Source organism: Isoptericola sp. NPDC019693 (assembly GCF_044389085.1).
GTDB lineage: Bacteria > Actinomycetota > Actinomycetes > Actinomycetales > Cellulomonadaceae > Isoptericola.
This window is the reverse complement of sequence record NZ_JBIRXP010000001.1, coordinates 372,828-397,060: the sequence shown is the minus strand read 5'-3', so window position 1 is coordinate 397,060 and position 24,233 is coordinate 372,828. Positions and strand designations below refer to the sequence as shown.

26 protein-coding genes and 2 tRNA genes are annotated in these 24,233 nt (G+C 73.4%); 13 read left to right on the top strand and 15 right to left on the bottom strand.

The features are described 5' to 3' along the window. Positions 1–99 precede the first annotated feature (99 nt). Positions 100–585: a peptide deformylase gene (def, locus tag ACH436_RS01860; protein ID WP_430558475.1), complete on the bottom strand. Its 486-nt coding sequence runs from the start codon at positions 583–585 to the stop codon at positions 100–102. Between the two features lie 81 nt (positions 586–666). Here def and ACH436_RS01855 point away from each other — a divergent pair, with 81 nt between their 5' ends. Beyond that, positions 667–1,848 (top strand): acyltransferase family protein, encoded by a 1,182-nt coding sequence (locus tag ACH436_RS01855; protein ID WP_430558474.1) that lies wholly within the window; start codon positions 667–669, stop codon positions 1,846–1,848. On the opposite strand, the gene ACH436_RS01850 is transcribed toward ACH436_RS01855, so the two are convergent. Beyond that, positions 1,812–2,189, bottom strand: a complete 378-nt coding sequence (locus tag ACH436_RS01850) for a DUF488 domain-containing protein (RefSeq protein ID WP_430558473.1) — start codon at positions 2,187–2,189, stop codon at positions 1,812–1,814. The genes ACH436_RS01855 and ACH436_RS01850 overlap by 37 nt on opposite strands. A 68-nt stretch (positions 2,190–2,257) precedes the next feature. On the opposite strand from ACH436_RS01850, the gene ACH436_RS01845 reads away from it, so the two are divergent. The 5 genes from ACH436_RS01845 (at position 2,258) to ACH436_RS01825 (ending at position 4,046) form a co-directional block, all read left to right on the top strand. Beyond that, a tRNA-Ile gene (locus tag ACH436_RS01845) sits at positions 2,258–2,331 on the top strand. 56 nt (positions 2,332–2,387) lie between these two features. After that, positions 2,388–2,717, top strand: coding sequence for an STAS domain-containing protein (locus tag ACH436_RS01840; RefSeq protein WP_430558472.1), 330 nt, complete (start codon positions 2,388–2,390; stop codon positions 2,715–2,717). 121 nt (positions 2,718–2,838) lie between these two features. Further along, positions 2,839–3,300 carry an ATP-binding protein gene (locus ACH436_RS01835; protein ID WP_430558471.1) on the top strand — a complete coding sequence of 154 codons (462 nt, stop codon included), beginning with the start codon at positions 2,839–2,841 and terminating at the stop codon, positions 3,298–3,300. A 108-nt stretch (positions 3,301–3,408) separates the two neighbouring features. Then, a complete protein-coding gene (locus tag ACH436_RS01830; protein ID WP_430558470.1) occupies positions 3,409–3,921 on the top strand; it encodes a hypothetical protein in 513 nt (170 codons plus the stop codon). A gap of 52 nt (positions 3,922–3,973) precedes the next feature. Continuing rightward, positions 3,974–4,046: transfer RNA gene (locus ACH436_RS01825), tRNA-Asn, on the top strand. A 130-nt stretch (positions 4,047–4,176) separates the two neighbouring features. Here the strand turns inward: ACH436_RS01825 and ACH436_RS01820 are convergent. Then, positions 4,177–4,461, bottom strand: coding sequence for a hypothetical protein (locus ACH436_RS01820; protein WP_430558469.1), 285 nt, complete (start codon positions 4,459–4,461; stop codon positions 4,177–4,179). 247 nt (positions 4,462–4,708) lie between these two features. Between ACH436_RS01820 and ACH436_RS01815 the strand changes: the two genes are divergently transcribed. Both ACH436_RS01815 and ACH436_RS01810 read left to right on the top strand, forming a co-directional pair. Then, entirely contained in the window at positions 4,709–4,975 is a 267-nt protein-coding gene (locus ACH436_RS01815; protein WP_430558468.1) for a GlsB/YeaQ/YmgE family stress response membrane protein, read from the top strand. Positions 4,976–5,059: 84 nt separating this feature from the next. Continuing rightward, positions 5,060–5,233, top strand: a complete 174-nt coding sequence (locus ACH436_RS01810; protein ID WP_430558467.1) for a CsbD family protein — start codon at positions 5,060–5,062, stop codon at positions 5,231–5,233. Positions 5,234–5,344: 111 nt separating this feature from the next. Here the strand turns inward: ACH436_RS01810 and ACH436_RS01805 are convergent, their stop codons facing one another. The 3 genes from ACH436_RS01805 to ACH436_RS01795 form a co-directional block, all read right to left on the bottom strand. Beyond that, positions 5,345–5,692 (bottom strand): STAS domain-containing protein, encoded by a 348-nt coding sequence (locus ACH436_RS01805; protein ID WP_430558466.1) that lies wholly within the window; start codon positions 5,690–5,692, stop codon positions 5,345–5,347. A 112-nt stretch (positions 5,693–5,804) separates the two neighbouring features. Further along, positions 5,805–6,722: a ribokinase gene (locus tag ACH436_RS01800; protein WP_430559132.1), complete on the bottom strand. Its 918-nt coding sequence runs from the start codon at positions 6,720–6,722 to the stop codon at positions 5,805–5,807. Positions 6,723–6,845: 123 nt separating this feature from the next. Further along, complete coding sequence (locus tag ACH436_RS01795) at positions 6,846–7,814, bottom strand: nucleoside hydrolase (protein WP_430558465.1); 969 nt, start codon at positions 7,812–7,814, stop codon at positions 6,846–6,848. Between the two features lie 142 nt (positions 7,815–7,956). Between ACH436_RS01795 and ACH436_RS01790 the strand changes: the two genes are divergently transcribed. The 3 genes from ACH436_RS01790 to ACH436_RS01780 all read left to right on the top strand — a co-directional run bounded on the left by ACH436_RS01790 (position 7,957) and on the right by ACH436_RS01780 (position 10,856). Further along, entirely contained in the window at positions 7,957–9,405 is a 1,449-nt protein-coding gene (locus ACH436_RS01790) for an MDR family MFS transporter (RefSeq protein ID WP_430558464.1), read from the top strand. Between the two features lie 80 nt (positions 9,406–9,485). Next, positions 9,486–10,310 carry an alpha/beta hydrolase gene (locus tag ACH436_RS01785; protein WP_430558463.1) on the top strand — a complete coding sequence of 275 codons (825 nt, stop codon included), beginning with the start codon at positions 9,486–9,488 and terminating at the stop codon, positions 10,308–10,310. Between the two features lie 9 nt (positions 10,311–10,319). Then, entirely contained in the window at positions 10,320–10,856 is a 537-nt protein-coding gene (locus tag ACH436_RS01780; RefSeq protein ID WP_430558462.1) for a GNAT family N-acetyltransferase, read from the top strand. A 16-nt stretch (positions 10,857–10,872) separates the two neighbouring features. On the opposite strand, the gene dnaG is transcribed toward ACH436_RS01780, so the two are convergent. Then, on the bottom strand, positions 10,873–12,828 hold the full coding sequence (gene dnaG, locus ACH436_RS01775) for a DNA primase (protein WP_430558461.1): 1,956 nt from the start codon (positions 12,826–12,828) through the stop codon (positions 10,873–10,875). Between the two features lie 10 nt (positions 12,829–12,838). Beyond that, positions 12,839–13,816 carry a helix-turn-helix domain-containing protein gene (locus tag ACH436_RS01770; protein ID WP_430558460.1) on the bottom strand — a complete coding sequence of 326 codons (978 nt, stop codon included), beginning with the start codon at positions 13,814–13,816 and terminating at the stop codon, positions 12,839–12,841. Positions 13,817–13,899: 83 nt separating this feature from the next. On the opposite strand from ACH436_RS01770, the gene ACH436_RS01765 reads away from it, so the two are divergent. After that, positions 13,900–14,358, top strand: a complete 459-nt coding sequence (locus tag ACH436_RS01765; protein ID WP_430558459.1) for a VOC family protein — start codon at positions 13,900–13,902, stop codon at positions 14,356–14,358. Positions 14,359–14,433: 75 nt separating this feature from the next. After that, on the top strand, positions 14,434–15,381 hold the full coding sequence (locus ACH436_RS01760; RefSeq protein ID WP_430558458.1) for an FRG domain-containing protein: 948 nt from the start codon (positions 14,434–14,436) through the stop codon (positions 15,379–15,381). Here the strand turns inward: ACH436_RS01760 and ACH436_RS01755 are convergent, their stop codons facing one another. The 7 genes from ACH436_RS01755 to ACH436_RS01725 form a co-directional block, all read right to left on the bottom strand. Next, positions 15,382–16,704, bottom strand: a complete 1,323-nt coding sequence (locus ACH436_RS01755) for a deoxyguanosinetriphosphate triphosphohydrolase (protein WP_430559131.1) — start codon at positions 16,702–16,704, stop codon at positions 15,382–15,384. 75 nt (positions 16,705–16,779) lie between these two features. Continuing rightward, positions 16,780–17,538 (bottom strand): metallophosphoesterase family protein, encoded by a 759-nt coding sequence (locus tag ACH436_RS01750; protein ID WP_430558457.1) that lies wholly within the window; start codon positions 17,536–17,538, stop codon positions 16,780–16,782. A gap of 87 nt (positions 17,539–17,625) precedes the next feature. After that, complete coding sequence (locus ACH436_RS01745) at positions 17,626–19,539, bottom strand: glycoside hydrolase family 13 protein (protein WP_430558456.1); 1,914 nt, start codon at positions 19,537–19,539, stop codon at positions 17,626–17,628. A gap of 51 nt (positions 19,540–19,590) precedes the next feature. After that, entirely contained in the window at positions 19,591–20,223 is a 633-nt protein-coding gene (locus tag ACH436_RS01740; protein WP_430558455.1) for a hypothetical protein, read from the bottom strand. A 94-nt stretch (positions 20,224–20,317) separates the two neighbouring features. After that, positions 20,318–21,244, bottom strand: coding sequence for a sugar ABC transporter permease (locus ACH436_RS01735; RefSeq protein WP_430558454.1), 927 nt, complete (start codon positions 21,242–21,244; stop codon positions 20,318–20,320). Then, positions 21,244–22,821, bottom strand: a complete 1,578-nt coding sequence (locus ACH436_RS01730) for an ABC transporter permease subunit (protein WP_430558453.1) — start codon at positions 22,819–22,821, stop codon at positions 21,244–21,246. Before ACH436_RS01730 ends, ACH436_RS01735 begins: the two co-directional genes overlap by 1 nt. Further along, positions 22,821–24,056: an extracellular solute-binding protein gene (locus ACH436_RS01725; protein ID WP_430558452.1), complete on the bottom strand. Its 1,236-nt coding sequence runs from the start codon at positions 24,054–24,056 to the stop codon at positions 22,821–22,823. Before ACH436_RS01725 ends, ACH436_RS01730 begins: the two co-directional genes overlap by 1 nt. Between the last annotated feature and the right edge of the window lie 177 nt (positions 24,057–24,233).

The window sequence follows — 24,233 nt, the reverse complement described above, 5'->3', positions numbered from 1 at the left end:
CCGACGGTGTGTCGTCTTGACACATCCTGCCCGATGCCGGGCCAGGGTGCGAGAGGAAACGCAGACTTCGGCGCACCTCTTGAGCACCCCTTGAGGAAGTCAGAGCCGTTCGCGGAGCTCGCGCATGGCCTTCTTGCGCACGGAGCGCTCGAGACGGTCCAGGTAAAGGTGACCGTCCAGGTGGTCGACCTCGTGCTGGAGGCAGCGCGCCATGAGACCGGTGCCCTCGACCACGAGCTCGTTGCCGTCGAGGTCCGTCCCCACCACGCGGGCGTACCACGCACGGGTGGTGGGGTACCAGAGACCCGGCACCGACAGGCAGCCCTCGTCGCCGTCCTGGGTCTCGTCCGAGAGGTCCACGATCCGCGGGTTGAGCACGTAGCCGATCTCGTCCTCGACGTTCCAGGAGAACGCCCGCAGGTTCACGCCGATCTGGTTGGCCGCAAGTCCCGCCCGTCCGTCGGCGTCGACCGTCTCGACCAGGTCCTCCACCAGGGACCGGACGCGGTCGTCCACGGTGGTGATCTCGTCGCAGGGTGTGCGCAGCACGGGGTCGGGCAGCACCCGGATCTCTCGCATCGCCATGGCCCGCATTCTCCCACGTCGTGAGGCGCTGGGAGCGCCGATTATCACAGTTTGATAACGTGCCCAGCGATGCCCCGACAGATGACCGAGTCAACGACGACCCCTGCCCTCGACCCGGGCCGGGTCGCCGCCCCGACCGCGGGACGCCCGCGCCTGGCCGCCCTCGACGGGCTGAGATTCCTGGCCGCGATGGCCGTGCTCGCGTACCACTACGTGGCCGTGAACCACTCCGCCTGGGGCGCCCGCACGGAGGACTCGTTCCCTCACCTGCAGCCCGTGGCCGTGTTCGGCTCGTTCGGCGTCCAGCTGTTCTTCGTGGTCAGCGGCTTCGTGATCCTCATGTCCGCCTGGGGCCGGGACGTGCGGTCGTTCACCGCGTCCCGCGTGGGGCGGCTGTTCCCCGCCTACTGGCTGTCCGTCGCCGCCGTGGTGCTCCTGCTCGTCGTGGTCGCACCCGGGCACAAGGACGTCGGGATCCCCGAGACCGCGGCCAACCTCACGATGGTCCAGCGGGCCTTCGGCGTCCAGGACATCGAGTCCGTCTACTGGACCCTGTGGGCCGAGCTGCGCTTCTACGTCCTCGTCGGGGTGCTCCTCGCGTTCGGGATGACGCGCAACCGGCTCGTCGCGTTCGCCGCGGTGTGGCCGGTCGCGGCCGCCGTCGCCGTCCAGTCCGGCAGCACCCTGGGGGCCACCGTGCTGGTCGGCACGGACGCGCCCCTCTTCGCGGGCGGCATGGTGCTCTTCCTGCTCACCAAGGAACGCCGGTCCCTCGTGCTGTGGCTCGTGCTCGGCCTCAACGTCGCCCTCGCCGGCGTGATGTCGGGCCGCAGCCAGTCGCTGCGGATCGCCACCAGCACCGACGTCACCGTGGGCCCGCAGACGTACTGGATCGCGATCCTCGTCTGCTTCGCGCTCGTCGCCGCCGTCGCGCTCACCCGCCTCGACCGGCTCTCGTGGCGATGGCTCACCCTCGCGGGCGCCCTGACCTACCCGCTGTACCTGCTGCACTCCTCCTGGGGGCAGTGGATGATCGGCAAGACGAGCCCGTACCTGCCCGCGGGCGTCACCTTCGCGCTCGTCACGGCCGTCATGCTCGCCGTCGCCTATCTCGTGCACCGGTTCGTCGAGCGACCCCTCGGGCCTCGCCTGCGCCGGGCCGTCGCGCGCGACCTGGAGCTGGCCGGACGCGCGCTCGGGCGCACGTCACGCACCGCGGCCCGGGGTCAGGCGTCCGAGCCGGACGTCGCGTCCTCCAGGTAGGACTCGAGCACGTCGCGCAGCACCAGCGCCTGGTTGTGCTCCGTGTCGCGCGCCGAGTACAGGAGCGTGAGACGCCGGTCTCCCGCCCCGAGCGCTGCCAGCTCGGCCACCTCGGGCGTGCCGGCGAGCTCTGCCCGGTACCGCCGCTCGAACTCCTCGAACCTCTCCGGGGAGTGGTGGAACCAGGTGCGCAGGCCGGACGACGGAGCGACCTCCTTGCACCACCGGTCGAGGTGCGCGCGCTCCTTGGAGATCCCGCGCGGCCAAAGCCGGTCCACCAGCACCCGAGTGCCGTCGTCCGGGGAGGGCTCCTCGTACACGCGCTTGACGGTGATGGCCACTCCCCCATGACACCGCGGCCTGCGGGCCACCGCACGCCCGACCGCCCGCGCCGGTATGCTCGCCGCGCGCCCCGTTAGCTCAGCTGGTCAGAGCAGGAGACTCATAATCTCTCGGTCGCGGGTTCAAGTCCTGCACGGGGCACGGACGGCGGCGACCCGGGCGCCGGTCAAGGCGAGACGACGACGAGGAGTGAGCGCGTGGACGGCAGTGCCGGCGGAGCGACCGTCGCGGACAACGGCAGGACCTGGACGTTGTGGGGTGAGATCGACGTCGCGGTCGCCCAGGCCGTCGGCGACGAGCTGAAGGCGTCCCTGGACGGCAGGCCCAAGGTCGTCGACCTGCACCAGGTCACGTTCCTCGACTCGTCGGGCCTGCGCCTGCTCCTCCTCGCGGGCACCCCGGACGAAGGACCACTTCTTGTCGGCGCGCCGCAGGGCGTCCGCGAGGTCGTCTCGCTGGCGGGGCTCGAGCACGCGGTCCGGTTCGCCGATGCCGACCCCTCGCCGCGCCCGGACCACGACGCCTGACGAGGACGCCTGACGAGGACGCGCGACGACGTCGCACGCTCGACCCGGCCGAAGCGCCCCGGCGCCCCGCGGCCGGCACCCGAGGTCGCCCTGACCTCTCCCACGCCCTGGAGGAAGCCCCTTGGACGACGCCGCCACCCCGTCCGGCACGTCGACGGTCCCGATGGCACCACCACGACCCGGCTATGCCCCGGTCGCGGAATGGGTGCTCGCCGACGCCGAGCAGCTCAGCCGGTTGCGGTCGTCGCTCGCGCGCATCGTCGGGCCGGCGGACGCCGCCGCGTCCGGGATGCACGACACCGCCGAGAAGCTCGTGCTGATCGCCTCGGAGCTCGCGACCAACGCCTTGCTGCACGGCCGCCCGCCCACCGTCGTCCGGCTGCTGCGGAACGACAGCTCCTGGCTCCTGGACGTCGTCGACCACGACGTCGAGGGGGTGCCCGTGCTCGACGGCGGCCGGCCACCGGGCCACGGCGGGCTCGGCCTCCTCATCGCGGAACGGCTGTCCGCCCAGGTCGGCTGGTACACGTCGGGAACCGCCAAGCACGTGTGGGCGACCTTTCCCGTGACGCAGTCCGACTGACCTGGCCGGACGCCGGCGACCGCACGACGCTCCGGCCCCCCGCCACCCCTGCCCCGGCACGACGGCCCGACGCACCCGCGTCGGGCCGTCGGTCGCTACGGTGGCGCCATGTGGTTTCGCCGCTCAGCCCTCCCGGACGACGTCCGCCGCGCCCTCCCCCTGGCCTGCGGCGAACGGATCCTCGCGTCCGCCGAGCTCGCCGGCGACGGTTGGGCCGTGGCGACCACGGCCGACCTCGTCGTCGCCGGCCCCGCCCCACGGGACGTCGTCACGCGACGGCCGTGGTGCGACGTCGACCGCGGTGTGTTCGACCCCGAGCGCTCCGAGCTGGTGATCGAGTGGGTCGACGCCGCGTCGGACACCGTGCTCCGGCTCGTGGACGCCGAGCGCACGTCGTTCCCCCAGGCCCTGCGCGAGCGGGTCCAGTGGTCCGTGGTGCTGGCCGAGACGGTGGCGGTGCCCGGCGGGGACGTCAAGGTCGCCGTCCGGAGGACGGCGAACGGTGAGCTCTTCTCCCAGGCGATCGCCGGAGAGGGCGTGGACCTCGACGACCCGCGCGTCGCCGGGGTGGTGGACGCCACGGAGTCCCGGGTCCGAGGAGCGTCCGGACTACCCGTGTGAGCCTGGTATTGTTCTTCCCGGTTCGAAGGCCAAAGGCCGGACGACCACGCGATCCCGCGTAGCTCAGCTGGCAGAGCATCCGACTGTTAATCGGACGGTCGTTGGTTCAAGTCCAACCGCGGGAGCCGAGATGAGGCCCTGAAACCCTGGTGACCCGGGTTTCAGGGCCTCGGTCGTTTCCCGGCCTTCTTCCCTGACGCCAGGAGGGACGCGACGCGTCCGCCACGCGGGACCAGGGCTGAGCCGTGGCGGAGGTCAGTCCTCGTGTCGCAGCGACTCGTTGTACTTGGCGGCGGCGATCGAGTCGAGGTTGCGTACGGCGCGGTGCACGCCGAACACGAGCGCGAGCCCGCCGCCCGCGAACGCCATGAGTCCGACCACGGCGAGAGGCGACACCATTCCGGCTGAGGTCAGCACCAAGCCGACCAGGATGAGGAGCAGACCCATCCCCACCAGGGACGCGGCCTGCTGCGGACGGGGAACGTGGACCGGGATCGTGGGTGCGTTCGGGGGGCTCGCGGGGCTCTGCGGGGTGGTCATGGTGCGGACAGTAGCGGTCGCGCAGCCCACTGACGTGCGGCGTTCACGCTGTCACGACGCGCCCCCGAGGTGCGTGGAAGGCCGCACGATGCCCATGGTCGGACCAGGACGACGAGCACCCAGTCCCGCTCGGGCCGCTCGCCCCGCCGCGGGTGCGAGCATCCGGGCACCGTGCCATCGTCATTTCTCGGCGGTTCGGAGAAATATCCGAAACGTCGGGAACATGCACGAGCGACTGGAGAGACTCTTGAGCATCATCGGCTGGATCCTCATCGGCCTGATCATGGGCGCCCTGGCACGCGCGATCGTTCCCGGGGCCCAGAAGGGTGGCTGGATCGTCACCCTCCTCCTCGGGATCGTGGGAGCGATCGTGGGTGGTTTCATCGCGTCCGCGGTCTTCGGCACGGACGTGAACGAGGAGTTCTTCGACCTGGGGACCTGGGCGTTTGCTCTCATCGGCTCGATCATCGTCGTCCTGATCTGGTCGTGGGCGACCGGACGCCGGCGTTCCTGACCCCTGGCGCTCAAGACGCGGGCGCGAACGGGCCGGGGTTCCTGCCGCCGGCCCGTCGAGTAGGCACCACCAAGGAGGCATCACATGGGCATCGGAGACAAGGCCAAGCACAGCGCTGAGGAGGCCGCCGGCAAGGTCAAGGAGGGCGCCGGCAAGGCCACCGACAACGAGCGGCTCGAAGCCGAGGGCAAGAAGGACCAGGCCGCCGCCAACCTGAAGCAGGCCGGCGACGACGCCAAGGACGCCTTCGACAAGTAGCAGCACCGCGAGACGCGGCGAAGGGCGGGGTCGTCGACCCCGCCCTTCGCTCGTCCCGCGCACCGCCCGTGCGCCCGCGCCGACAGTCGTTCCCGACAGCGCGCGGCGGCGCTACTCCGAACCGGCGGTCACGTCCTCACGCTGCTCGCCGGAAGGTTCCGCCGCGTCGTCGTCCACGAGGTCGACCAGCATGTCGAAGCTCATCATCTCGAAGATCTCGCGCACGGTGGAGGACGCTCCGACGACCCGCGGGCGGGCACCGTCCTCGCAGGCCAGGATCACGAGGCGCAGGCCGGAGGAGTCGATGAACGTGACCCTCCGCATGTCGAGGGTCTTGCGGCCGTCGCCCGCGGCCTCCAGCGTGGCGTGGACCTCGTGGGCGACCGCGACGTCGATCTCGCCCCACATCTCCCACACGAGACCGTCGTCGCTCAGGTTGATGCCTCCGCTGGTGCCCACGTCTCGTCCCTCGTCTCGCGCGATTCCTGCCGGGTGACCATGGCTCGATCGCAGGCAACAGCCACTCTAGGCGAACTCCACCCTCCCCGCGCCCGCGTCGACGTCGCGACCGTCAGGGCAGGTCGTCCCCGGCCCACGGGTACGACGGCTGCGCGCCGGGACCCCGGACGGCGAAGGCGCCGACGCGGACGGCGACCCGGGCGGCGTCGACGAGGCCGCTCCCCCGCGCGAGCTCGGCCGCCAGCGCGCCGACGAACGCGTCTCCGGCCCCGGTCGTGTCGACGGCCTCCACGTGCGGCGCGGGGACGGCGACGACCTCGTCGTCGAGGTCCGCGGCGGCGGCCAGCGCGCCGTGCGCCCCGCGAGTGAGCACCACGGAGGGCACGCCCGCGGCGCGCAGCCTGGCGACGACCGCGTCGTCCGTCACGTCACCGTCCGTCACGCCGCCGAGGTTCACTCCCCCGGACTCCAGGAGCCCGAGAGCGCCGTGCGCCTCGTGCTCGTTGACCACCAGCGGGTCGGCGCGCCGCAGCACCCCGGGCTCGACGTCGATCACCGGCGCCAGGTTCATCACCACGCGCCCGCCGGCCAGCTGGGCGGCGGCCTCGATCCCGGCGCGCGGGATCTCGCCCTGGAGCACCACGACGTCGGCCGTCGCGAGCAGGTCCGCGTGCCGGCGCACCACGTCGGGGCCCACCGACGCGTTCGCACCGGGGATGACGACGATCGAGTTCTCCCCGTCCGCCGCGACGGTGACCACGGCGACCCCCGTGCCGCCCGGCACGACGACCAGACGTTCGAGGTCGACACCGGCCTCCCGCAGCCCCGACGTGGCGGCGTCGGCGAACTCGTCGTCACCCACGGCACCGACGAACGCCACGCGAGCCCCTAGCCGCGCGGCCGCCACCGCCTGGTTGGCGCCCTTCCCACCGGGCAGCACCGCCAGGTCGCGACCCAGCACCGTCTCCCCCGGCGCCGGGTGCACCGCGGTGCGTGCCAGGAGGTCGGCGTTCGCGGAGCCCACCACCACCAAGGACGGAGCCGATGGGGCCGACAGGGCGGACGGGGCCGACGGGGCGGGGTCGGACGGCGGCGGTGTCGCGGGCATCGGTCTCTCCGGGCTCTCGGTGTCTCGGGCGGGCGTCGTCGGGGGTCAGAGGGTGAGCAGGCGCTCGAGGAGTTGCGGGGTGAGGGGCGCGTCGGTCGCGAGGACGACCCGGGTGCGCGCGCCGGGCACGTCGGGGTACCCGGCGTACCGGCCGCGCAGGTCGCACACCGTCTGGCCGCGTCCGGGCCCGTCGGTGGTGTCGACGACGACGGGCACCCGCGGCGCCAGCGTCGGGGTCACGCCGCCGACCGCGACGGCCGCGGCCAGCGGGTCGTGCAGGGCGGAGCAGCGGCGGCCGAACGTGGGCACGTGGAACCCGAAGTAGAGGTCGAGCACCTCGCCGAGCCACGGCGCCAGGGTGGTGCCCGCCTCGAGGAGCGTCTTGCGGTCGGTCTCCTCGAGCAGGTGGGCCATCGTGACGTCGAGCGGCACGAGGGTGACGTCCCAGTCGGCGGAGAGCACCTCGGCGGCCGCCTCGGGGTCGTTCGCGATGTTCGCCTCGCCGACGGGCGTGACGTTGCCCGGGTGCAGGGCGGCCCCGCCCATGACGGTCACGTCGACGACGCGCTTGGTCAGCGTCGGGTCCGCGCGGAGCGCGAGGGCGAGGTTGGTCAGCGGGCCGACCGCGACGACGCGCAGGCGGCCGGCGTGCTCGTGCGACAGCCGCAGGAGCAGGTCCACCGCGGTCCCCGCCGCGGGCGAGCGGCCCGACGCCGGGAGCACGACGTCGCCCACGCCGTTGCGGCCGTGGACGTGCGGCACGCCGCCGTCGTAGGAGCCCGCGAGGGGGTCGTGGGCCCCGACGGCGACGGGCACGTCGTCACGGCCCGCGAGCGCCAGCAGGTCGAGGGTGTTGGTCGCGCCCTGCGGCGCGTCGACGTTGCCGTGCACGGTCCCCACGCCCACCAGGTCGATCTCGGGCGAGGCCAGCAGGTACGCGAGGGCGAGCGCGTCGTCGACGCCGGTGTCGCAGTCGAGGTACAGCGGGGCGGGCGGCGCGCAGGTCTGGCTCACGGACGATCCTTCGTGGGGGTGTCGGGGGGCGTCCAGTGTCTCGCACCGCCACCGTCGCACCGGCACCTTCGCCGGCACCGTCGCGCCGGCACCCCTGCCCGCCCCGGGAATACGCGCCGCCCGCGGTGGGCTTGTGCCTCACGTGCCCACGACCGGTCATGCCTCCGTCGGCCTGCGCTCCGAGCGTGGCCCCATCCTGCTGTCGCTGATGCTCTCGACGGCGCTCGTCGCGCTCGACGCGACGATCATCGCCACCGCGTCGGCCACGATCGCCGGGGAGCTCGGCGGCTTCAGCCAGCTGCCCTGGTTGTTCTCCACGTACCTGCTCGCCCAGGCGGTGAGCACCCCGGTGTTCGGGCGGCTGGCCGACGTCCTGGGCCGCAAGCGGCTGATGCTCGCGGGGGTGGCCCTGTTCTTTGCCGGGTCGGTGCTCGCCGGCGCCGCGCCGACGATGGGGGTGCTGATCGCCGGTCGCGCTCTCCAGGGGCTCGGCGCGGGCGCCGTCATGCCCGTGTCGATGACGATCGCCGCGGACATCTACACCCTCGAGGAGCGGGCGAAGACGCAGGGCTACCTCGCGTCGGTGTGGGCGATCTCCGCCGTCGTCGGCCCGACCCTGGGCGGGGTGTTCTCCCAGTTCACCAGCTGGCGCTGGATCTTCTGGGTCAACATCCCCCTCTGCGCGCTCGCCGCGTGGATGCTGGCGCGCCGCTATCACGAGGCCCCGCGCACGGCCGGGCGGGAGCCGATCGACTACCTCGGCGCGGCGCTCCTCGCGGGCGGCAGCACGATGCTGCTGCTGGGCCTGCTCGAGGGCGGCACGCGCTGGGGCTGGGGCTCCCTGCCGTCGGTGGTGATCTTCTCCGTCGCGGTGCTGCTGCTGGCCGCGTTCGCCGTGCAGGCGCGCCGCACCCGGCACCCGATCGTCGACCTCGCCATCCTGCGCCGCCGGGTGGTGGGCGTCTCGACGACGGTCTCGCTGCTCGTGGGCGTCGTCGTGCTCGCGCTGTCCACGTACGTGCCGATCTACGCGCAGGGCGTGCTGGGCACCGGGCCGCTCGTCGCCGGGTTCGCCCTGGCGGCGATGACGGTGGGCTGGCCGCTGTCCGCCTCCAACGCGGGCCGCCTCTACCTGCGGATCGGCTTCCGGTACACGGCCATGATCGGGACGTCGCTCGTCGTGGTCGGCACCGCCCTCACGCTGCTGCTCGCGTCCGGGTCGTCGGTGCTCGCCGTCGCCGCCGCGTGCTTCGTCATCGGTGCGGGCATGGGCCTGACCGCCGTGCCGACGCTCATCGCCGCGCAGTCGCAGGCCTCGTTCACCGAGCGCGGCGCCGTGACGGGGACGAACATGTTCGCGCGGTCGCTCGGGTCGGCCGTCGGCGTGGCCGTGTGCGGCGCGATCGTCAACGCCCGCACCACGCTCGGCCCGGACGGCACGCCGGCGGGCCCGGGGCTGATGTCGGCGATCCATCTCGTCTTCGTCCTGCTGGTCGCCGTGGCCGTGGTGCTGGTCGTGCTCGCCGCGCTCATGCCGGCCGACCTCCAGGAGGCGCGCGAGCGGCGCGCCCGGGCCGGGGCGGCCGCGTGAGCGAAAACGCCTGGAGGAGGCCGGGCGCCCCCGGCTAGCATCCCGGTGGCCGCGCGCGAGCGGCCAGGGAGGCGGTATCGATGGGCACCACCATGAGCCCTGTCCCGGGCCCGACGCCGAACGCCGCGCTGACCTTCACGGCCGAGCAGCAGCTCGACGACGGCGTCCTCGAGCGCCGCTTCGTCCTCGACGGCGTCCGCGGCGTCCTGTGGACCCCCGCGACGGCCACGCCGTCCCGGCCCGCGCCGCTGATCCTGCTCGGCCAGCCCGGCGGCCTCGGCCTGGACCGCATGTATCCCCGGCTGGCGGGGCGCGCCCGGCACGCCGCCCGTGACGGCATCGCGTCGGCCACCCTCGAGACCCCTGGCAGCGGCGAGCGGTCGCCGCTGCCCGGTGCCGACCGGGCGCGCGCGGACCTGCGCGGCGCGCTCGCCTCCGGCCGTCCGGTCCCCGACGACGTCGTCGACCGGCTCGTCCTCCCGCTCGTGGACCGGTCCGTCCCGGAGTGGCGGTCCGCCCTGGACGCCCTGCTCGCCCTGCCCGACGTCGGCGGGCCCGTCGGGTTCTCCGGGGGCGTGATCGCCGTCGGCGTGCGGCTGGCGGTGGTCGAGCCACGCGTCGTGGCCGCCGGCCTCTTCGCCGGGAGCTACGTGCCGCGGTCCACGTTCGAGGAGGCCCGGCGGGTCACGGTGCCGGTGCACGTGCTGCTGCAGTGGGACGACGAGGGCAACGACCGCCAGGCGGCCCTCGCCCTGTTCGACGCCTTCGGCTCGTCCGAGAAGACCCTGCAGGCCAACCTGGGCGGTCATACCGGCGTCCCGGCGTTCGCCGGCCAGGACGCGGCGCGGTTCTTCGCGCGGCACCTCCGACGACCGTCCCCGGGGGCCGCGCCCACCGGCGGCTAGGGTCGGCGGATGGGAGTGCTGTCGACGCGAGGGGCGGAGCTCGCCCTGGAGACCGAGCGCCTGCTGCTGCGCCCGTGGCGCGAGCACGAGGCCGGCGTCCACCGCGCGCTGTGGACCGAGCGCGACCCCCGTGTCCCGCCGCACCGCCGGCTCGACGAGGCCGACCGTCCCACGGTCGCCGAGATCGAGGGGTGGATCCGCGACGGACACCGCGCCCCCGGGCTCGGGCTGCTCGCCGTGCAGCGTCGGGAGCAGGGCGACGTGATCGGCTACTGCGGGCTGGTCGACGGCGCCCTCGGGCCCGACGAGCCGGAGCTCGCGTACGAGCTGCTCCGCCGGGCCTGGGGCGCGGGCCACGCGACGGAGGCCGCCGGGGCCGTGGTGGCGTGGGCGCGCGAGGCGGGCCACCGCCGCCTGTGGGCCACCGTCCGCGCCTGGAACGTCGCCTCGCTCCGCGTGCTGGCGAAGGTGGGCTTCGCGGAGTCCGGGCGCGTCGAGCCGGACGCCGTCCACGGGGACTCGGTGTTCCTCACGCGGAGCCTGTGAGGGACGCGGACCGCCGTCAGGAGCCGGCGCGCTCGCGCAGCGTGCGCCGCTGCTGCTCGATGGCGAGCAGGTCGGTGAAGGCCTGCTGGTAGGCCGCCGGGTCCTTCTCCTGGTCGAGGCGCTGCAGGCGGCTCTTCGCGTCCGCGATGCGGCGGGTGAGCCCCAGGTCCACGAGCGCGCGGACGACGTCGGCCACATACGCGCCGATCACGGACTCGCGGTCCTCCGGCACCGGGGCGACCGCCAGCTCGGTGACCAGCGGCGCGACGGTCTCCGGCGCCTGCTCGGTCACGGCCTCCACCCACCGGCCGCCGCCCACCTCGCGGCCGGCCGCGACGCCGCCGGCGGCGCGCACGGCGTCGTGCACCGCACGCCAGGCGGGGACGCCGAACGCGTCCTCGCCCAGCTCGTCGAACGTCGCGGGCACGTGCTGGGGATACTGCAGGACGACGACGAGGGCCTGGCGCTCCAGCCGGGCCACGGGGTCGCGCGGGTCGGGGGCCGAGAGCACCGCCGGCGCCGGGGCGGCCTCGGGCTCGGCGCGCGCGTCGCGGCGCTGGTCCGGGCGCTGGTCCTGGCGCGTGCCGCGCGACGGCGTCGAGGCGGCGCGCGCGACCTCCCGGCGGACGTCCTCCGTGTCGATCCCGATCCAGCGCGCCAGCGAGCGCGAGTAGCCGAGCTGCATCGAACGGTCGCGGATCCCCGCGACCAGCGGCGCGGCCGCGCGCAGCGCCCCGACGCGCCCCTCGACGGTGTCGAGGTCGAACGTGTCGAGCGTGGTGCGGATGACGAACTCGAACAGCGGCTGCCGACCGTCGACCAGGGCCCGCACGGCCTCGGGGCCGCGTGCCATCCGCAGCTCGCAGGGGTCCATGCCGCCGGGCTCGACGGCGACGAACGTCTGGGCGTGGAACCGCTGGTCCTCACCGAACGCGCGCACGGCGGCCTTCTGCCCGGCCGCGTCGCCGTCGAACGTGAAGATCACCTCGCCGCCCAGGGAGGCGCCCGACGCGAGCTGCAGGCCCCCGCCCGCCGTGGTGTCGCCGAGCAGGCGGCGCACCACCTTGGCGTGGTCGCCGCCGAACGCGGTGCCGCAGGTCGCCACCGCCGAGTCCACCCCCGACAGGTGGGCGGCCATGACGTCCGTGTACCCCTCGACGATCACGACCCGCTTGCCCTGCGCGATGGACTTCTTGGCCAGGTCGATCCCGTACAGCACCTGGGACTTCTTGTAGAGCGACGTCTCGGGGGTGTTGAGGTACTTGGGGCCCTGGTCCTCGTCGTACAGGCGGCGGGCGCCGAAGCCGATCACCGCGCCCGTGACGTCGCGGATCGGCCACACGAGGCGGCCGCGGAACCGGTCGTAGATGCCGCGCTGCCCCTGGCTCACCAGCCCGGACGCGACGAGCTCCGCCTGCGTGAACCCGCGCCCCTGGAGGTGGCGCAGCAGGGCGTCCCAGCCCGTCGGGGCGTAGCCCACGCCGAAGTGCTCGGCGTCGGCGCGGTCGAAGCTGCGCTCCGCGAGGAACGCCCGTCCCGCCTGCGCCCCCGGGCCGAAGAGCTGCTCGGAGTAGAACTCGGCGGCCACCTTGTGCGCCTCGATCAGTCGCTGGCGCCGGCCCGGCTCCTCGCGGGGGCCGCGGTCCGCGGCCGCACCCGTGCGGGAGTCCTCGTAGCGCAGTTGGACACCGGCGCGGTCGGCGAGGTACTCGACGGCGTCGGTGAACCCCATGCCGTCGATCTTCTGCACGAACGAGATGACGTCGCCGCCCTCGCCGCAGCCGAAGCAGTGCCAGCGCCCGACGCCGGGCCGCACGTGGAACGACGGTGTGCGCTCGTCGTGGAACGGGCACAGCCCCTTGAGGGACCCGACCCCGGCGGGCTTGAGGGTGACGTGGGCGGAGACGATCTCCTCGATCCGTGCGCGTTCCCGTACCGCCTCGACGTCCTCGCGCTTGATCAGTCCCGCCACGGGCCCGAGTCTATGCGCGCCCGGAGGTGACCAGGGCGGCCCTCCCCAGGGAGGGGTCGACGGGCGGACCGGGCGCCGCCCCGAGGGCTGCCCGGGACGCGGCGCAGCGGCGCGCGTAGGCGGCAGGCGTCGTCCCGAGCGCGCGGGCGAAGTCGACGCCGAGGTGAGCCTGGTCGTAGTAGCCGACGGCGGCGGCGAGCCCGGCGAGGGGACGCCCCGGGTCCGCCGCCAGCAGCTCGGCCGCCAGGTGCACGCGGTGGCGCTGCAGCACCCACTTGGGGCTGACGCCCACCCACCCCGCGAACAGCCGCTGGAGCGACCGGGGCGTCGTCCCGACCAGGGCGGCGAGGTCCGCGACCCCGGCGTCCGGGCCGAGCTCCCCCGCGACCACCGCGCCGAGCACCCGGGCGACCCGGTCGAGGGCCAGGCCTGCCCGCGGCGTGCGCCGGGCGGTCGCCGCCTCTCGGAGCACCGGGGTCACGGCCGCGACCGCCCCGAGGTCGTCCCCCGCCCGCGCGGCGGCTGCGGCGCGTCGGCCGGCTCGCTCGACGTCGGGCCCGGACGGGCCGCGCGAGCCGGGCAGCGCGGCCGCGGCCGGCAGGACCAGCCCGGGGCGCAGCGCGCCGGGTCCCCCGGCCAGCACCCGCAGCGCGCCCGGCCGCAGCTTGGTGCCCAGCACCGCGCCCGACCCTTGCAGGGTCCGCGCGAACAACCCGCCCGGGATCCCGTGGACGGCGAACCCGTCCGCCTCCGCGACGACGTTCGCGTTCGGGTGCGGGATCACCACCTGCGTGAACTCCGTCCCCGGCGGCAGGTCCCAGCGCACCACCCAGTGGCGCTCCACGAGGTCCGCCAGGTCGGGTGCCGGGTCCAGGCGCACCAGCTCGAACCCGCTGCGCGCCGCCGCGGGGTCGACCAGCCCCCGGGTGGTCGCCGTCGGGCCCCGTGCCCCGGCCCGGGACGCCGCCGGCTCGAACACCTGTCGCATTCCTCCAAGACTGCCCCCACCCGCCGACACCAGCATGGGGAGGGAACGCCGGGACCACCCGGACGCACGCTGGAGGGAGAGCCATGGACCTGTCACCGCTGCACCCGAACCTCACGGTCGCCGACCCGCGCGCCGCGATCGACTTCTACGTCGCCGGTCTCGGCGCCGAGGTGATCGACACGATCACCGCGGGGGACGCGATCATCCACTCCGACCTGCGGATCTCGACCGCCCGGGGCGCCTCGACGTTCACCGTGGCCGCCGCCTTCCCCGCCGAGGGCGCGGTGGCGCCGGAGCCGGACGGCGCGACCACCGGCTCGTTCACGCTCTACGTGGACGACGCCGACGCCGCGCACGCCCGCGCGGTCGCCGCGGGCGCGCGGAGCACGCAGGAGCCCGGCGACTGGTTCCCCGGCTTCCGGCAGGCCGCCGTGCGCTGCCCGGCCGGGCACCGGTGGTTCTTCGCGCAGGTCGCGGACGACGTCACCCCCGCGGACGTCCAGCGCGCGAGCGACGCGTGGATGGCCGAGCAGGAATCCTGAGTAGGAGCGACGGCCAGTCCGCAATTCTCCAGATCAACACTGGATGCGAGGCCATGTCCCAAGTATCGTCTCGACATGGCCGCACACGCTCGCAAGATTGATTGGGTCAAGGAGGGCTGGGGGCTCCGATGCGAAACGGTAGATTCTCTCCTTCGCGCAGTAAGCCGCATCGGGACTTTTCAACTTGGACGCCGATACGTATGGCGCGGCGTTCGGAATGCGGGCTGGCCAATCCAGAGCTCATTGCAGCGAAACATAGGGCGTCTAATGCCGTCCTTCGACTATTCCTCCGAGGCCAACATCCGGGAAGCCGAACGTGTCCTAATCAAGGCGGCGAGAGAGTGGCGCCTGGACGCGGCAGGAACTCTCACCGACCAAGCACTGCTTGCTCTAATGCAACATCACGATTCTCCAACGCGACTACTCGATGTCACTTCCGACCCCATGACAGCCCTTTGGTTTGCGACCGAGTCGTCGACCAATGGTGAACGCAACACGTCTGGCGCGCTCTTCGCCTTCGACGTGACCGACGCGCCGTCGCTACACACGAGCGCGGCCCTAAACCCTGCCACGTATGGATCAATCGATAACCCTGGATGGCACCTTGCTCGCGCCATCGTTGACACGTGCGAGACCCGACAGCCATGCGTGCTCGACCCGAGCATCCGGGACGATCGGATGGCCTCCCAGCAGGGCCTATTCCTTTTCGGTTCGACACCAGATCATCCCATTATTGACGGCATTGACGCGTTCGAGTTCGATCCGCGCGCCAAAGCCCCCGGGAGCGAAACCTTGACCCACACCCTGACGACTAATAGGCGCCAAGGAAGGCCGCCGCGCCTACCATTCGTGGCTCTCGTATTTCCACCAGGCATCAAGCGAACCTTGCGCATACATCTTGAGACGACATACAATCGGTCTCGGCCCGTGCTCTTTCCAGATTTTGCAGGACTTGCCGCGGCCGTTCGACTCAATGCCATCTCATGGCCCGCTCTGGGGCCCGATGCCAAACTCACTGTCTAGTTAGCGGGGAACACCTTCCCGCGGCGTGACATCTTTCCCTCGGACGAGCCGCTCGTGCCACTGCAAGGCGGAGACGTCCGTGAGCGACGCGACCTGGTCGACGACGACGCGCAGCCGGGCGCCGTCGTCGGCCGCCGCGCGCCAGTCGGCCGCGAACGGCGCCTCCAGGGCGTCGGGCGCGCGGTCCGTCAGGACCTCGACGAGCTCCGCGACGATCTCGCGCTGGTGCCCGTACACGGGCTCGGACTCGCGGGGCGCCATGACGTACGCGACCGCGACCCCCTTGAGGGCCAGGATCTCGTCCGCGGTCTCCTGCGGCACGACGAGCCGCGCCACGTAGCGGGTGAGGGGGCCGTCGCCGAAGACCTCGCGCGTCGCGTCCTGCGCCGCCCCGCTGAACCGGCCGATGAGCTGGCTGGTCGCGTCCTTGAGGCGGGCGAGCGCGCGCCGCGAGCCGTCGAAGTCCGTCACCAGGTAGCCCGTGTCGCGCAGCCGGCGCAGGGCCGCGTCGATGGCCTCCGGCTCGTGCCAGCTCCCGTACCAGGCGCGCACGTGCGCCGCGACGCGGGCCCGCTCGTCCGCGTCGTCCAGCACCCGCAGGTCGAGCCGGCCGCCGACGACGGCGTCCTCGACGTCGTGCACCGAGTAGCTGATGTCGTCGGCGAGGTCCATGACCTGCGCCTCCATGCACCGCGCCCGGCTGCCGAGCGCACCGCGCCGCAGCCACTCGAACACCGGGCGGTCGTCGGGGTAGACGCCGAACTTCGGCGTGGGCGCGCCGTCGGGACGCGCGGGGCCGGCGCCGAACGCCCAGGGGTACTTCACGCTCGCGTCCAGGCTGGCGCGCGTGAGGTTCAGGCCCCGGGGCGAACCGTCGCCGGCGAAGATCTTGGGCTCCAGGCGCGTGAGCAGCCGCAGGGTCTGGGCGTTCCCCTCGAAGCCGCCGATGCCCGCCGCGACCTCTGCGAGCGCCCGCTCGCCGTTGTGCCCGAAGGGCGGGTGGCCGAGGTCGTGCGTGAGGCAGGCGGTGTCCACCAGGTCCGGGTCGCAGCCGAGCGCGCGCCCCATCTCCCGGCCCACCTGCGCCACCTCGAGGGAGTGCGTGAGCCGCGTGCGCACGAAGTCGTCGCTGCCGGGCCCCAGCACCTGCGTCTTCGCGCCCAGCCGCCGCAGGCCCGAGGAGTGCACCACGCGGGCGCGGTCGCGCTCGAACGCCGTGCGGTGCTTGGACTTCGGGGGCTCGGGGTACCAGCGCTCGGTGTCCGCGTCCGTGTACGACCCGAGCCACTCCTCCCCCGTGTCGGGGCGCGCCGCGGGACCCAGCACGTCGGCGTCGAATGCGCCCTGCTCGAACGTCTGCACGGGGGCAGCCTAGCCATCCCCGCCGACGCCCCGGCCTCACGACGAGACGGTCATCCGTCCGCGGTACTCCGCCGTCCGCAGCTCGTGCTCCCACTCGACGTTCCTGGGCATGCCGGCCTCGCGCGCGACGGCGAGCTCCGCCTCGACGTCGTAGGGCACGCGCACGTGCTGGATGCCGAAGGGCGCCGGGTCCGGCGAGTCCGGGACGCCCTCCAGGATCGCGTACACCGGGGTCGGGTCGTCCAGCGGGTTGCCCACGCTGCCCGTGTTGAACAGGGTGCGGCCGCGGCACGTCTCGAGGTAGGCGTCGTGCACGTCCCCGTAGCCGACGACCGTGGGCTCGGCCCCGGGGCCGGTCAGCTCGGTCGCGGCGAACATGCCGGCGAACTCCTCCGGCGTGTGGTGGAAGTGCACGCGCGTGTGCACGTCGGCCGCCGAGGCGTGGAACAGCCGGACCCGGCGGCCGGACAGCAGCAGGTCGTGGGACAGGGGCTTGGCGCCGAGCCACGCGCGCTGGTCGGGCCGCAGCTCGTCGCGCCACCACACCATCTCGGGCGGCGCCTCGGCCCCGAGGCGCGGCAGGAAGTCGTCCCAGTTGCCGCGCACGTCCGCCTCGCACACCTCGCGCAGCCGGTCGACGACGGCGCTGCCCCGCGGCCCCTTGCCCGCGTCGTCGCCGAGGTTGATCACGCGGGTGATCCCGCGCGCCCCGATGTCCGCGAGCACGGCCTCGAGCGCGCCGAGGTTGCCGTGGACGTCGGAGACGACGGCGATGCGTTCCAGGTCTCGGGTCACGCCCCCGATGGTGCCACGCGCGCAGGCTGCGACAGGTGCTCGGTCAGGTGATCGGTCAGGTGCTCGGCCCCGTGATCGAGGTGCGCGTCAGGCGAGGCGCACGACGGCGACCCCCGGCCCGTCGCCGGCGACGTCCAGGCCGTCGCGGCTCCGGGTGACGGCGAGCCCGCCGTACAGCACCTCCGGCTCGCCGCCCGCCGCCAGCAGGTGCCCCGGCAGCCGCACGCCCGGCCACGGCGCCCGGGCGAGCACGACGAGCACGCGCTCGTCGGGCGTCTCGCGCAGGTAGGCCACGGCGTCGTCGTGCACGGCGGCCCAGCGCAGGCCGCCGTCGCGCAGCGCGGCCGACGACGAGCGCAGCGCGGACAGCCGCCGGTAGACGTCCAGCGTCGCGGCGTCCCACCGCGGGCCGCCGCGGGCGGCCTGGTCCCACGCCATCGTCGTCCGGGCGTGCTCCCCGTTCGTGCCGGTGGCGCCCACCTCGTCGCCCGCGAAGACGACCGGGGCCCCCGGGTAGGTGAACAGCAGGGCCGCCGCGACCTCGACCAGCTCGCGCGAGCCCACGATCGACCGCAACCGGGGCGTGTCGTGCGAGCCCAGCATGTTCCACTGCGTGGCCGTCACGCCCCAGGGCACCAGGGCCGCGACCTCGCGCATCGTCTCGACCATGGCGGCCGCCGGGCGCCGCGGCACCGGAACGGGCAGGTCGAGGAACGGCACGTCGGACCCGGCGGGCACCAGCCACGACCAGGCGGGCCGCGTGAAGCCGGCGTAGTTCATGTTCGCGTGCCAGCCGTCGCCGGCCAGGTCCGCCGCCGCGTCGTGGAAGTGCTCCGCGACGAGCGCGCCGTCGGGCCGCTCGGCCACGATGCGCTCGCGCAGCGCACGCGCGACGGCGTGGGCACGGTCCGCGCTCCCCCGCCGCCCGGTCATGTTGGCGACGTCCACGCGCCAGCCGTCGAGGGCGAACGGCTCGCGCAGGTACCGGGCGATCACGGCGTCGTCGCCGGTGACCATGCGCCGCCACGTCTCCTCGGCCGCCCAGTCGAGCTTCGGCAGGGACCCGTGGCCGAGCCAGCCGACGTACCCGTCCCCCGCGCGGCGCGACGTGGCCGGGCGCACGACGTCCGGCCCGCCGTCGTCCCACAGGTACAGGTCGCGCTCGGGCGACGCCGGGTCCGCCACCGCCCGGGCGAACCACTCGTGCCCGTCGCCGGTGTGGTTGGTCGTGATGTCGCCCATGAGCCGCATCCCGCGCGCGTGCACGGCCCGGGCCAGGCGCGCGTACGCGGCGTCGCCACCGAGCAAGGGGTCGACGTGGTCGAACGTCGCCGCGTCGTAGCGGTGGTTCGACCGGCCCGGGAAGACGGGCGTCAGGTACAGGGTGCGCACGCCGAGCGCCTCGAGGTGGTCGAGGTGCTCGGCCACGCCGTCGAGGTCGCCGCCGAACAACTGCGTGCCCGCGAGCGGGCCGGAGCCGGCGGGCTCGTCCTCCCACCCGGCGCGCACGGCCCACCCCGGCGTGTCCCGGCCCTCGGCCGCGGCCGAGCGCGCGAAGCGGTCGGGGAAGACCTGGTAGGCGAGGCCGTCGCGCAGCCAGCCCGGGGCGGGGGCGTGCGTCGTGAGCCGGAAGCTCGCGGCGTCCGGCACCTCGCGGTCGTGCACCCCGCGCCCGTCGAGCCAGCGGTAGCCGCCCGGCACGTCGAGGAAGAAGCGGTAGGAGGTGACGGGGTGGTGCACGACGACGTCGGCCGCGTACCAGTCCTCGTGCGCGTCACCGCCGTCGCGCCGGGCGGGCAGGAGGCGGGGCTCGCCGTCGTGCACGGTCCGGACGCGGACGTCGCGCACGCCGCTGCCCCGCGGCACCCGCACCCGCACGGTGACCTCGTCGCCGAGCGCGGGCGTCGTCGTCGGGGCGTACAGCGCGGAGCCGTCGTGGTGCGCCGCGCCCAGGAGCGTGCGCACGGCCGCGGGTGCGGCCGTCAGGGTCTGCGGGGTCATGTCGTCCTCTCGTCGGTCCGGCGGCGCTCCGCCGGACCGGCGCGGGGACGGTCAGCGGCGGCGGCGCCCGATCGCCCACCCGGCGGCGAGCGCGATGGCGATCCCGACGGCCTGCCCGCCGAGGATCACCTTGTTGAGGTCCAGCACCGGCTTCCAGCGCGTGCCCTCCGCGGAGACCACGAAGACGCCCACGGGCTTGACGCGCAGGCCGTAGCCGCCGCCCCCGCCGCCGCCCTCGCCGTGCCCCTCACCGTGGGCCTCGCCCTGCAGCTCGCCCTTGGCGTCGCCCTGCGCCTCGCCGGAGGCGTCCCCGTGCGCGGAGCCGGCGCCGCGCGGCGCGTCCTGGTTCTCCGCCGTGCCGGCGGGCTCGGCGGCGGCGTCGGACCCGCCCGACCCGACGCTGAACGACCGGCGCCACCCGGGCGAGCTGCCGTCGCCCTTGCCCTGGCCGGTCCCCCGGCCGGAGCCGCTGCCCGAGCCGGTGCCGGCGCCGTTGGCGGCGCCGTTGCCCGCGCCGCCGCCGGAGCCGGTGCCGATCCCGCCCCACACCTTGGCGACGGGGACGATCAGCTGGCCCTGGTGCTCGTAGGGCTCGCCGTACGCGCGGCGCACGGAGAACGAGTCGTCGGCGGCGTCGGTGAGACGCGCGAGGTCCGGTGCGTAGGTGCGCGGGTCGTCGGTCATGACGCCCAGGCTAGGACCCTGCTGTGACGGCCGCCACAAGGATCGCGGGTGGATCCGCGCGAACCTCGTGGCGGCCGGGCCAGCCCTGGCCGGCTCAGCCCTTGACGGAGCCCGCCGTCAGGCCGCCCACGATGTACTTCTGCAGGAAGAGGAACAGCGCGAGCACCGGGATCGCCGACAGGACGGCGCCCGCGGCGAAGAGGCCCCAGTTGGCCTCGAGCAGCGACGACACCCAGCCGTAGAGCCCCACGGCCAGGGTCCAGTTGGACTCCGACTGGAGCACCACCCGGGCGATGATGAACTCGCCGAACGTGCTGATGAAGCTCAGCAGCGCCACGACGGCGAGGATGGGCGTCACGAGGCGCAGGATGATCGTCCAGTACACCTGCGCGTGCGAGGCACCGTCGATCTTGGCGGCCTCGTCGAGCTCCCGCGGCACGGTGTTGAAGAACCCGTACATGAGGAACGTGTTCACGCCGAGGGCGCCGCCGAGGTAGACGCAGATGAGCGCCAGCTTGGAGTTCAGCCCCAGCACCGGCACGACCTCGCCGAGCGAGATGAGCAGCAGGAAGATCGCGACGAACGCGAGCATCTGCGGGAACATCTGGATGATCAGCAGCGACGTCAGGCCCAGGCGCCGGCCGGCGAAACGGAAGCGCGAGAACGCGTACGCCGCGGCCGCTCCCATGAGCACCGTGCCCACGGCCGTCGAGACGCCGATGACCAGCGTGTTGCCCATCCAGGTCCAGAACCTCGTGTCGCCCAGCTCGGCGTAGTTGACGCCGCTGACCTCGGCGAACAGCTCGTTGGACCCCGTGAGGGTGCCGCTCGGCGAGAGCGACGCCGACACCACGTACACGATCGGGAAGACGGCGTACAGCACCGCCACGACCCCCACCACGTGCCGCCAGCCCAGCTCCCGGGCCCACCGGCCCGGCTTCATCCGGTGCCGCAGCACCTGCTCCCCGGCCCCGGTCGCCGCGGGCCGGCGCGAGGTGGCGCGTTCGGTCGGCGTCGTCATCAGCTCAGCTCCTCGAGCTTGCGGGTCTGGCGGAACGCGATGGCGGAGATGACCCCGACCACCACGAAGATCACGATGGACAGCGCGCTGGCGAGCCCGTAGTCACGCGGCGCGGAGCCGTCCAGCCCGGACACGTTGTAGACCATCGAGATGAGGATGTCCGTGTGCCCCAGCGGCACCGACGCGTCGTCGAACCGTGGCCCGCCGTTCGTCAGCATCTTGATCAGCGTGAAGTTGTTGAAGTTGAAGGCGAAGCTCGAGATGAGCAGCGGCGCGGTCGCCACCAGCAGCAGCGGCATCGTGATCGAGCGCCACGTGCGCCACTTCCCGGCACCGTCGATCCGCGCGGCCTCGTACACGTCGCCCGGGAGCGACTGCAGCGCACCCGTGCAGATGAGGAACATGTACGGGAAGCCCAGCCACAGGTTGACGCCCAGCACCGACAGCTTCGCGAGCCACGGGTCGGTGAGCCACGGGATCGCCGCCCCGCCGAGCAGCACCTGGTTGATCACGCCGAAGCTCTTGTTGAGCATGCCTGACCACAGCAGGGCCGCGAGGAACCCCGGCATCGCGTAGGGCAGGATCATCAGGGTGCGGTAGATCTTGCGCCCGCGCAGCCGCGGGTCGTTGAAGACCATCGCGAGGAACATGCCGAGCGCGAAGGTCGTGACCACCGACAGCACCGCGAACGCGAACGTCCACAGCAGGATCTTGACGAAGGGGCCCGCGTACCGCTCGTCGCCGAACGCCGTCGCGAAGTTCTCGAAGCCCACCGTGACCCGCCACCCGACGGGCAGCGTCTCTCCGTCGGCGGACTCGAACTGACCGTCGTCGTTCGGCGTGTACACCACGCCGGTCGACGTGTCCGTCATCGTGCCCGCGGCCTCGTCGTACTCCAGCACCGGCTGGAAGACGTAGCCCGTGCGGGCGTCCTGGGTGCGCACCGAGCCGTCGGCGGCGTCGTCGGACACGGGCACGCGCAGCGTGGTGACCTCGTCCTGCCGCTGGAGCACGGTCGCGCGGTCGAGCACCGTCCAGCCCGGCACCTCGGTCACGCTGCCGCCGTCGAGCGTCGCGTCGGGAGCGGCCTCGAGCGGCTCGTCGGCGGAACCGACCTCCGCGACCCCGTCCTCGACGACGGCGAACCCGAGCTCGCCGTCCCCGTTCTCCACGACCGTCAGCGGCAGGGCCGGGGACCCCTCGAGCCGGCGCTCGTTCTGCACCAGGAGGGCGTCGACCGCCTGCTCCTTGGTGGAGTTGTGGCCGTCGCCGTAGTTGGTGAAGGCCACGTAGCCGGTGTAGCCGACGACGTACACCTGGTAGACGAGCAGGAACGCCAGCCCCGGCAGGATGTACTTCAGCGGCAGCGAGCGCTTGGTGAAGTACACCCAGTTCGCGGCGACGAGCAGCGCCACCATGGCCGCGAGGATCCCCCACGAGCCGGCACGCCACGCGGCGAGCACGCCGAAGACGCCCAGGGCGTCCACGAGCGCGATGAGCACGAGCTTGACGGCGAAGCCGGCTCCGGAGAAGGTCCCGGAGCCGGCCTCGGCGCCCTTGTAGCGGGCACGCGACATCAGCCGAGCGCACCCTCGATGTCGGAGACCATCTTGTTCCAGGCCTTGACCGGGTCGGCGGCCTTGCCCGAGATGATGCTGGCCTCGGTGACGCCCCAGAAGGACCACACCGAACCCATCTCCGGGATCGACGGCATCGGCACGGCCGAGGCGCCGACCTCACGGAAGCCCGCGACCAGCGGGTCCGCGGACGCGGCGTCGGCGGCCTCGACGAGCGCCGGCGGGCGGCCGCCGGCCTCGAACAGCGCCGTCTGGGCCTCGGACGTCGACATGTAGTTGACGAGGAAGTCGTTCGCGAGCAGCGCGTTCTTGCTCTGCGCGCTCACGTAGAAGCCCTGGACGCCGACGAACGGCTGCGCGGGCTGGTCGCCCGGGGCCGGGATCGGGTCGACGGCGAGGTCGAGGTCCTTGAACTGCTCGAGCATCCACGGACCACCGATCACGAAGGGCGACTCGCCCTTGGCGAACGCCTCGACCGCGATGTCGTAGCTGATGTCGATGCTGAGGTTGCCCTCGTCGCCCTGCTCACCGAGCCACGTGGCGAAGGCCTCGCCGTTCTCGCCGCCGAGGGCGAGCTCCGGGCGGTAGGACCCGTCGTCGTTCTGCTCGAAGACCGGCGCCCCGAACGACGTCTGGAACGGGTAGTAGGTGTACGGGTCGCCCTTGTCGCCGTCCGACTGGATGAGGAACGGGAACTTGGTGCCGGCCTTCTTGCCCGCGGCGACCATGTCGTCGAAGGTCGCCGGGGCCTCGGGGGCGAGCTCCGTGTTGCGGATCAGCGCGATGTTCTCGATGGCGTACGGCAGGCCGTAGACCTGGCCGTCCTGGGTGAACGCCTGCACCGAGACCGGGATGAAGTCGCCCGCCTTGTCGCCGAGCTCGATCGGCGCGACCACGCCGTTCGAGGTGAACTCGCCGAGCCAGTCGTGGGCGCCGACGGTGATGTCGGGGCCCTCGCCCGTGGGCACCTGCGCGAGGAAGTCGGCGCGGATGTCCTCGAAGTTCTTCTGGACGATCTCGACGTCGACGCCGGACTCCGCCTCGTACGCCTCGGCGGCCGTGGTCACCGCGGCCTCGCGGGTCTCGTCGACCCAGACCGTGAGCGAGCCCGAGGCCGCGGGCGTGGCGCTCGCGTCCGCGTCGGCGTTCGAGTCGCCGCTCGGCTCGCCGCTGCCGCACGCCGTCAGGGCCAGGGTGGTGGCCAGGGCCGAGGCGAGAAGGATGCTCCTTCGCATCGTGGTTACTCCCAGCTGTCATCGGGTGGACGGCCTCGCGACGCGCTCGTCGCGGGGCCCTTGATGCCCACAACGTACGGACCGTTGCAGCATGATGCAAGATCTTGCGATAACTTTTCAGCAACGCGCGGCAACGACGAGGCGACGCGCAGACGACCGGCGGCGGAACCGCCGGCG

Coding starts and splice junctions, on each gene's coding strand:
- ACH436_RS01820 (WP_430558469.1), bottom strand. CDS start 4,461: ATGACCACCCCGCAGAGCCCCGCGAGCCCCCCGAACGCACCCACGATC.
- def (WP_430558475.1), bottom strand. CDS start 585: ATGGCGATGCGAGAGATCCGGGTGCTGCCCGACCCCGTGCTGCGCACA.
- ACH436_RS01780 (WP_430558462.1), top strand. CDS start 10,320: ATGGGAGTGCTGTCGACGCGAGGGGCGGAGCTCGCCCTGGAGACCGAG.
- ACH436_RS01760 (WP_430558458.1), top strand. CDS start 14,434: ATGGCCGCACACGCTCGCAAGATTGATTGGGTCAAGGAGGGCTGGGGG.
- ACH436_RS01830 (WP_430558470.1), top strand. CDS start 3,409: ATGTGGTTTCGCCGCTCAGCCCTCCCGGACGACGTCCGCCGCGCCCTC.
- ACH436_RS01810 (WP_430558467.1), top strand. CDS start 5,060: ATGGGCATCGGAGACAAGGCCAAGCACAGCGCTGAGGAGGCCGCCGGC.
- ACH436_RS01730 (WP_430558453.1), bottom strand. CDS start 22,821: ATGTCGCGTGCCCGCTACAAGGGCGCCGAGGCCGGCTCCGGGACCTTC.
- ACH436_RS01735 (WP_430558454.1), bottom strand. CDS start 21,244: ATGACGACGCCGACCGAACGCGCCACCTCGCGCCGGCCCGCGGCGACC.
- ACH436_RS01725 (WP_430558452.1), bottom strand. CDS start 24,056: ATGCGAAGGAGCATCCTTCTCGCCTCGGCCCTGGCCACCACCCTGGCC.
- ACH436_RS01855 (WP_430558474.1), top strand. CDS start 667: ATGACCGAGTCAACGACGACCCCTGCCCTCGACCCGGGCCGGGTCGCC.
- ACH436_RS01740 (WP_430558455.1), bottom strand. CDS start 20,223: ATGACCGACGACCCGCGCACCTACGCACCGGACCTCGCGCGTCTCACC.
- ACH436_RS01785 (WP_430558463.1), top strand. CDS start 9,486: ATGGGCACCACCATGAGCCCTGTCCCGGGCCCGACGCCGAACGCCGCG.
- ACH436_RS01765 (WP_430558459.1), top strand. CDS start 13,900: ATGGACCTGTCACCGCTGCACCCGAACCTCACGGTCGCCGACCCGCGC.
- ACH436_RS01770 (WP_430558460.1), bottom strand. CDS start 13,816: ATGCGACAGGTGTTCGAGCCGGCGGCGTCCCGGGCCGGGGCACGGGGC.
- ACH436_RS01745 (WP_430558456.1), bottom strand. CDS start 19,539: ATGACCCCGCAGACCCTGACGGCCGCACCCGCGGCCGTGCGCACGCTC.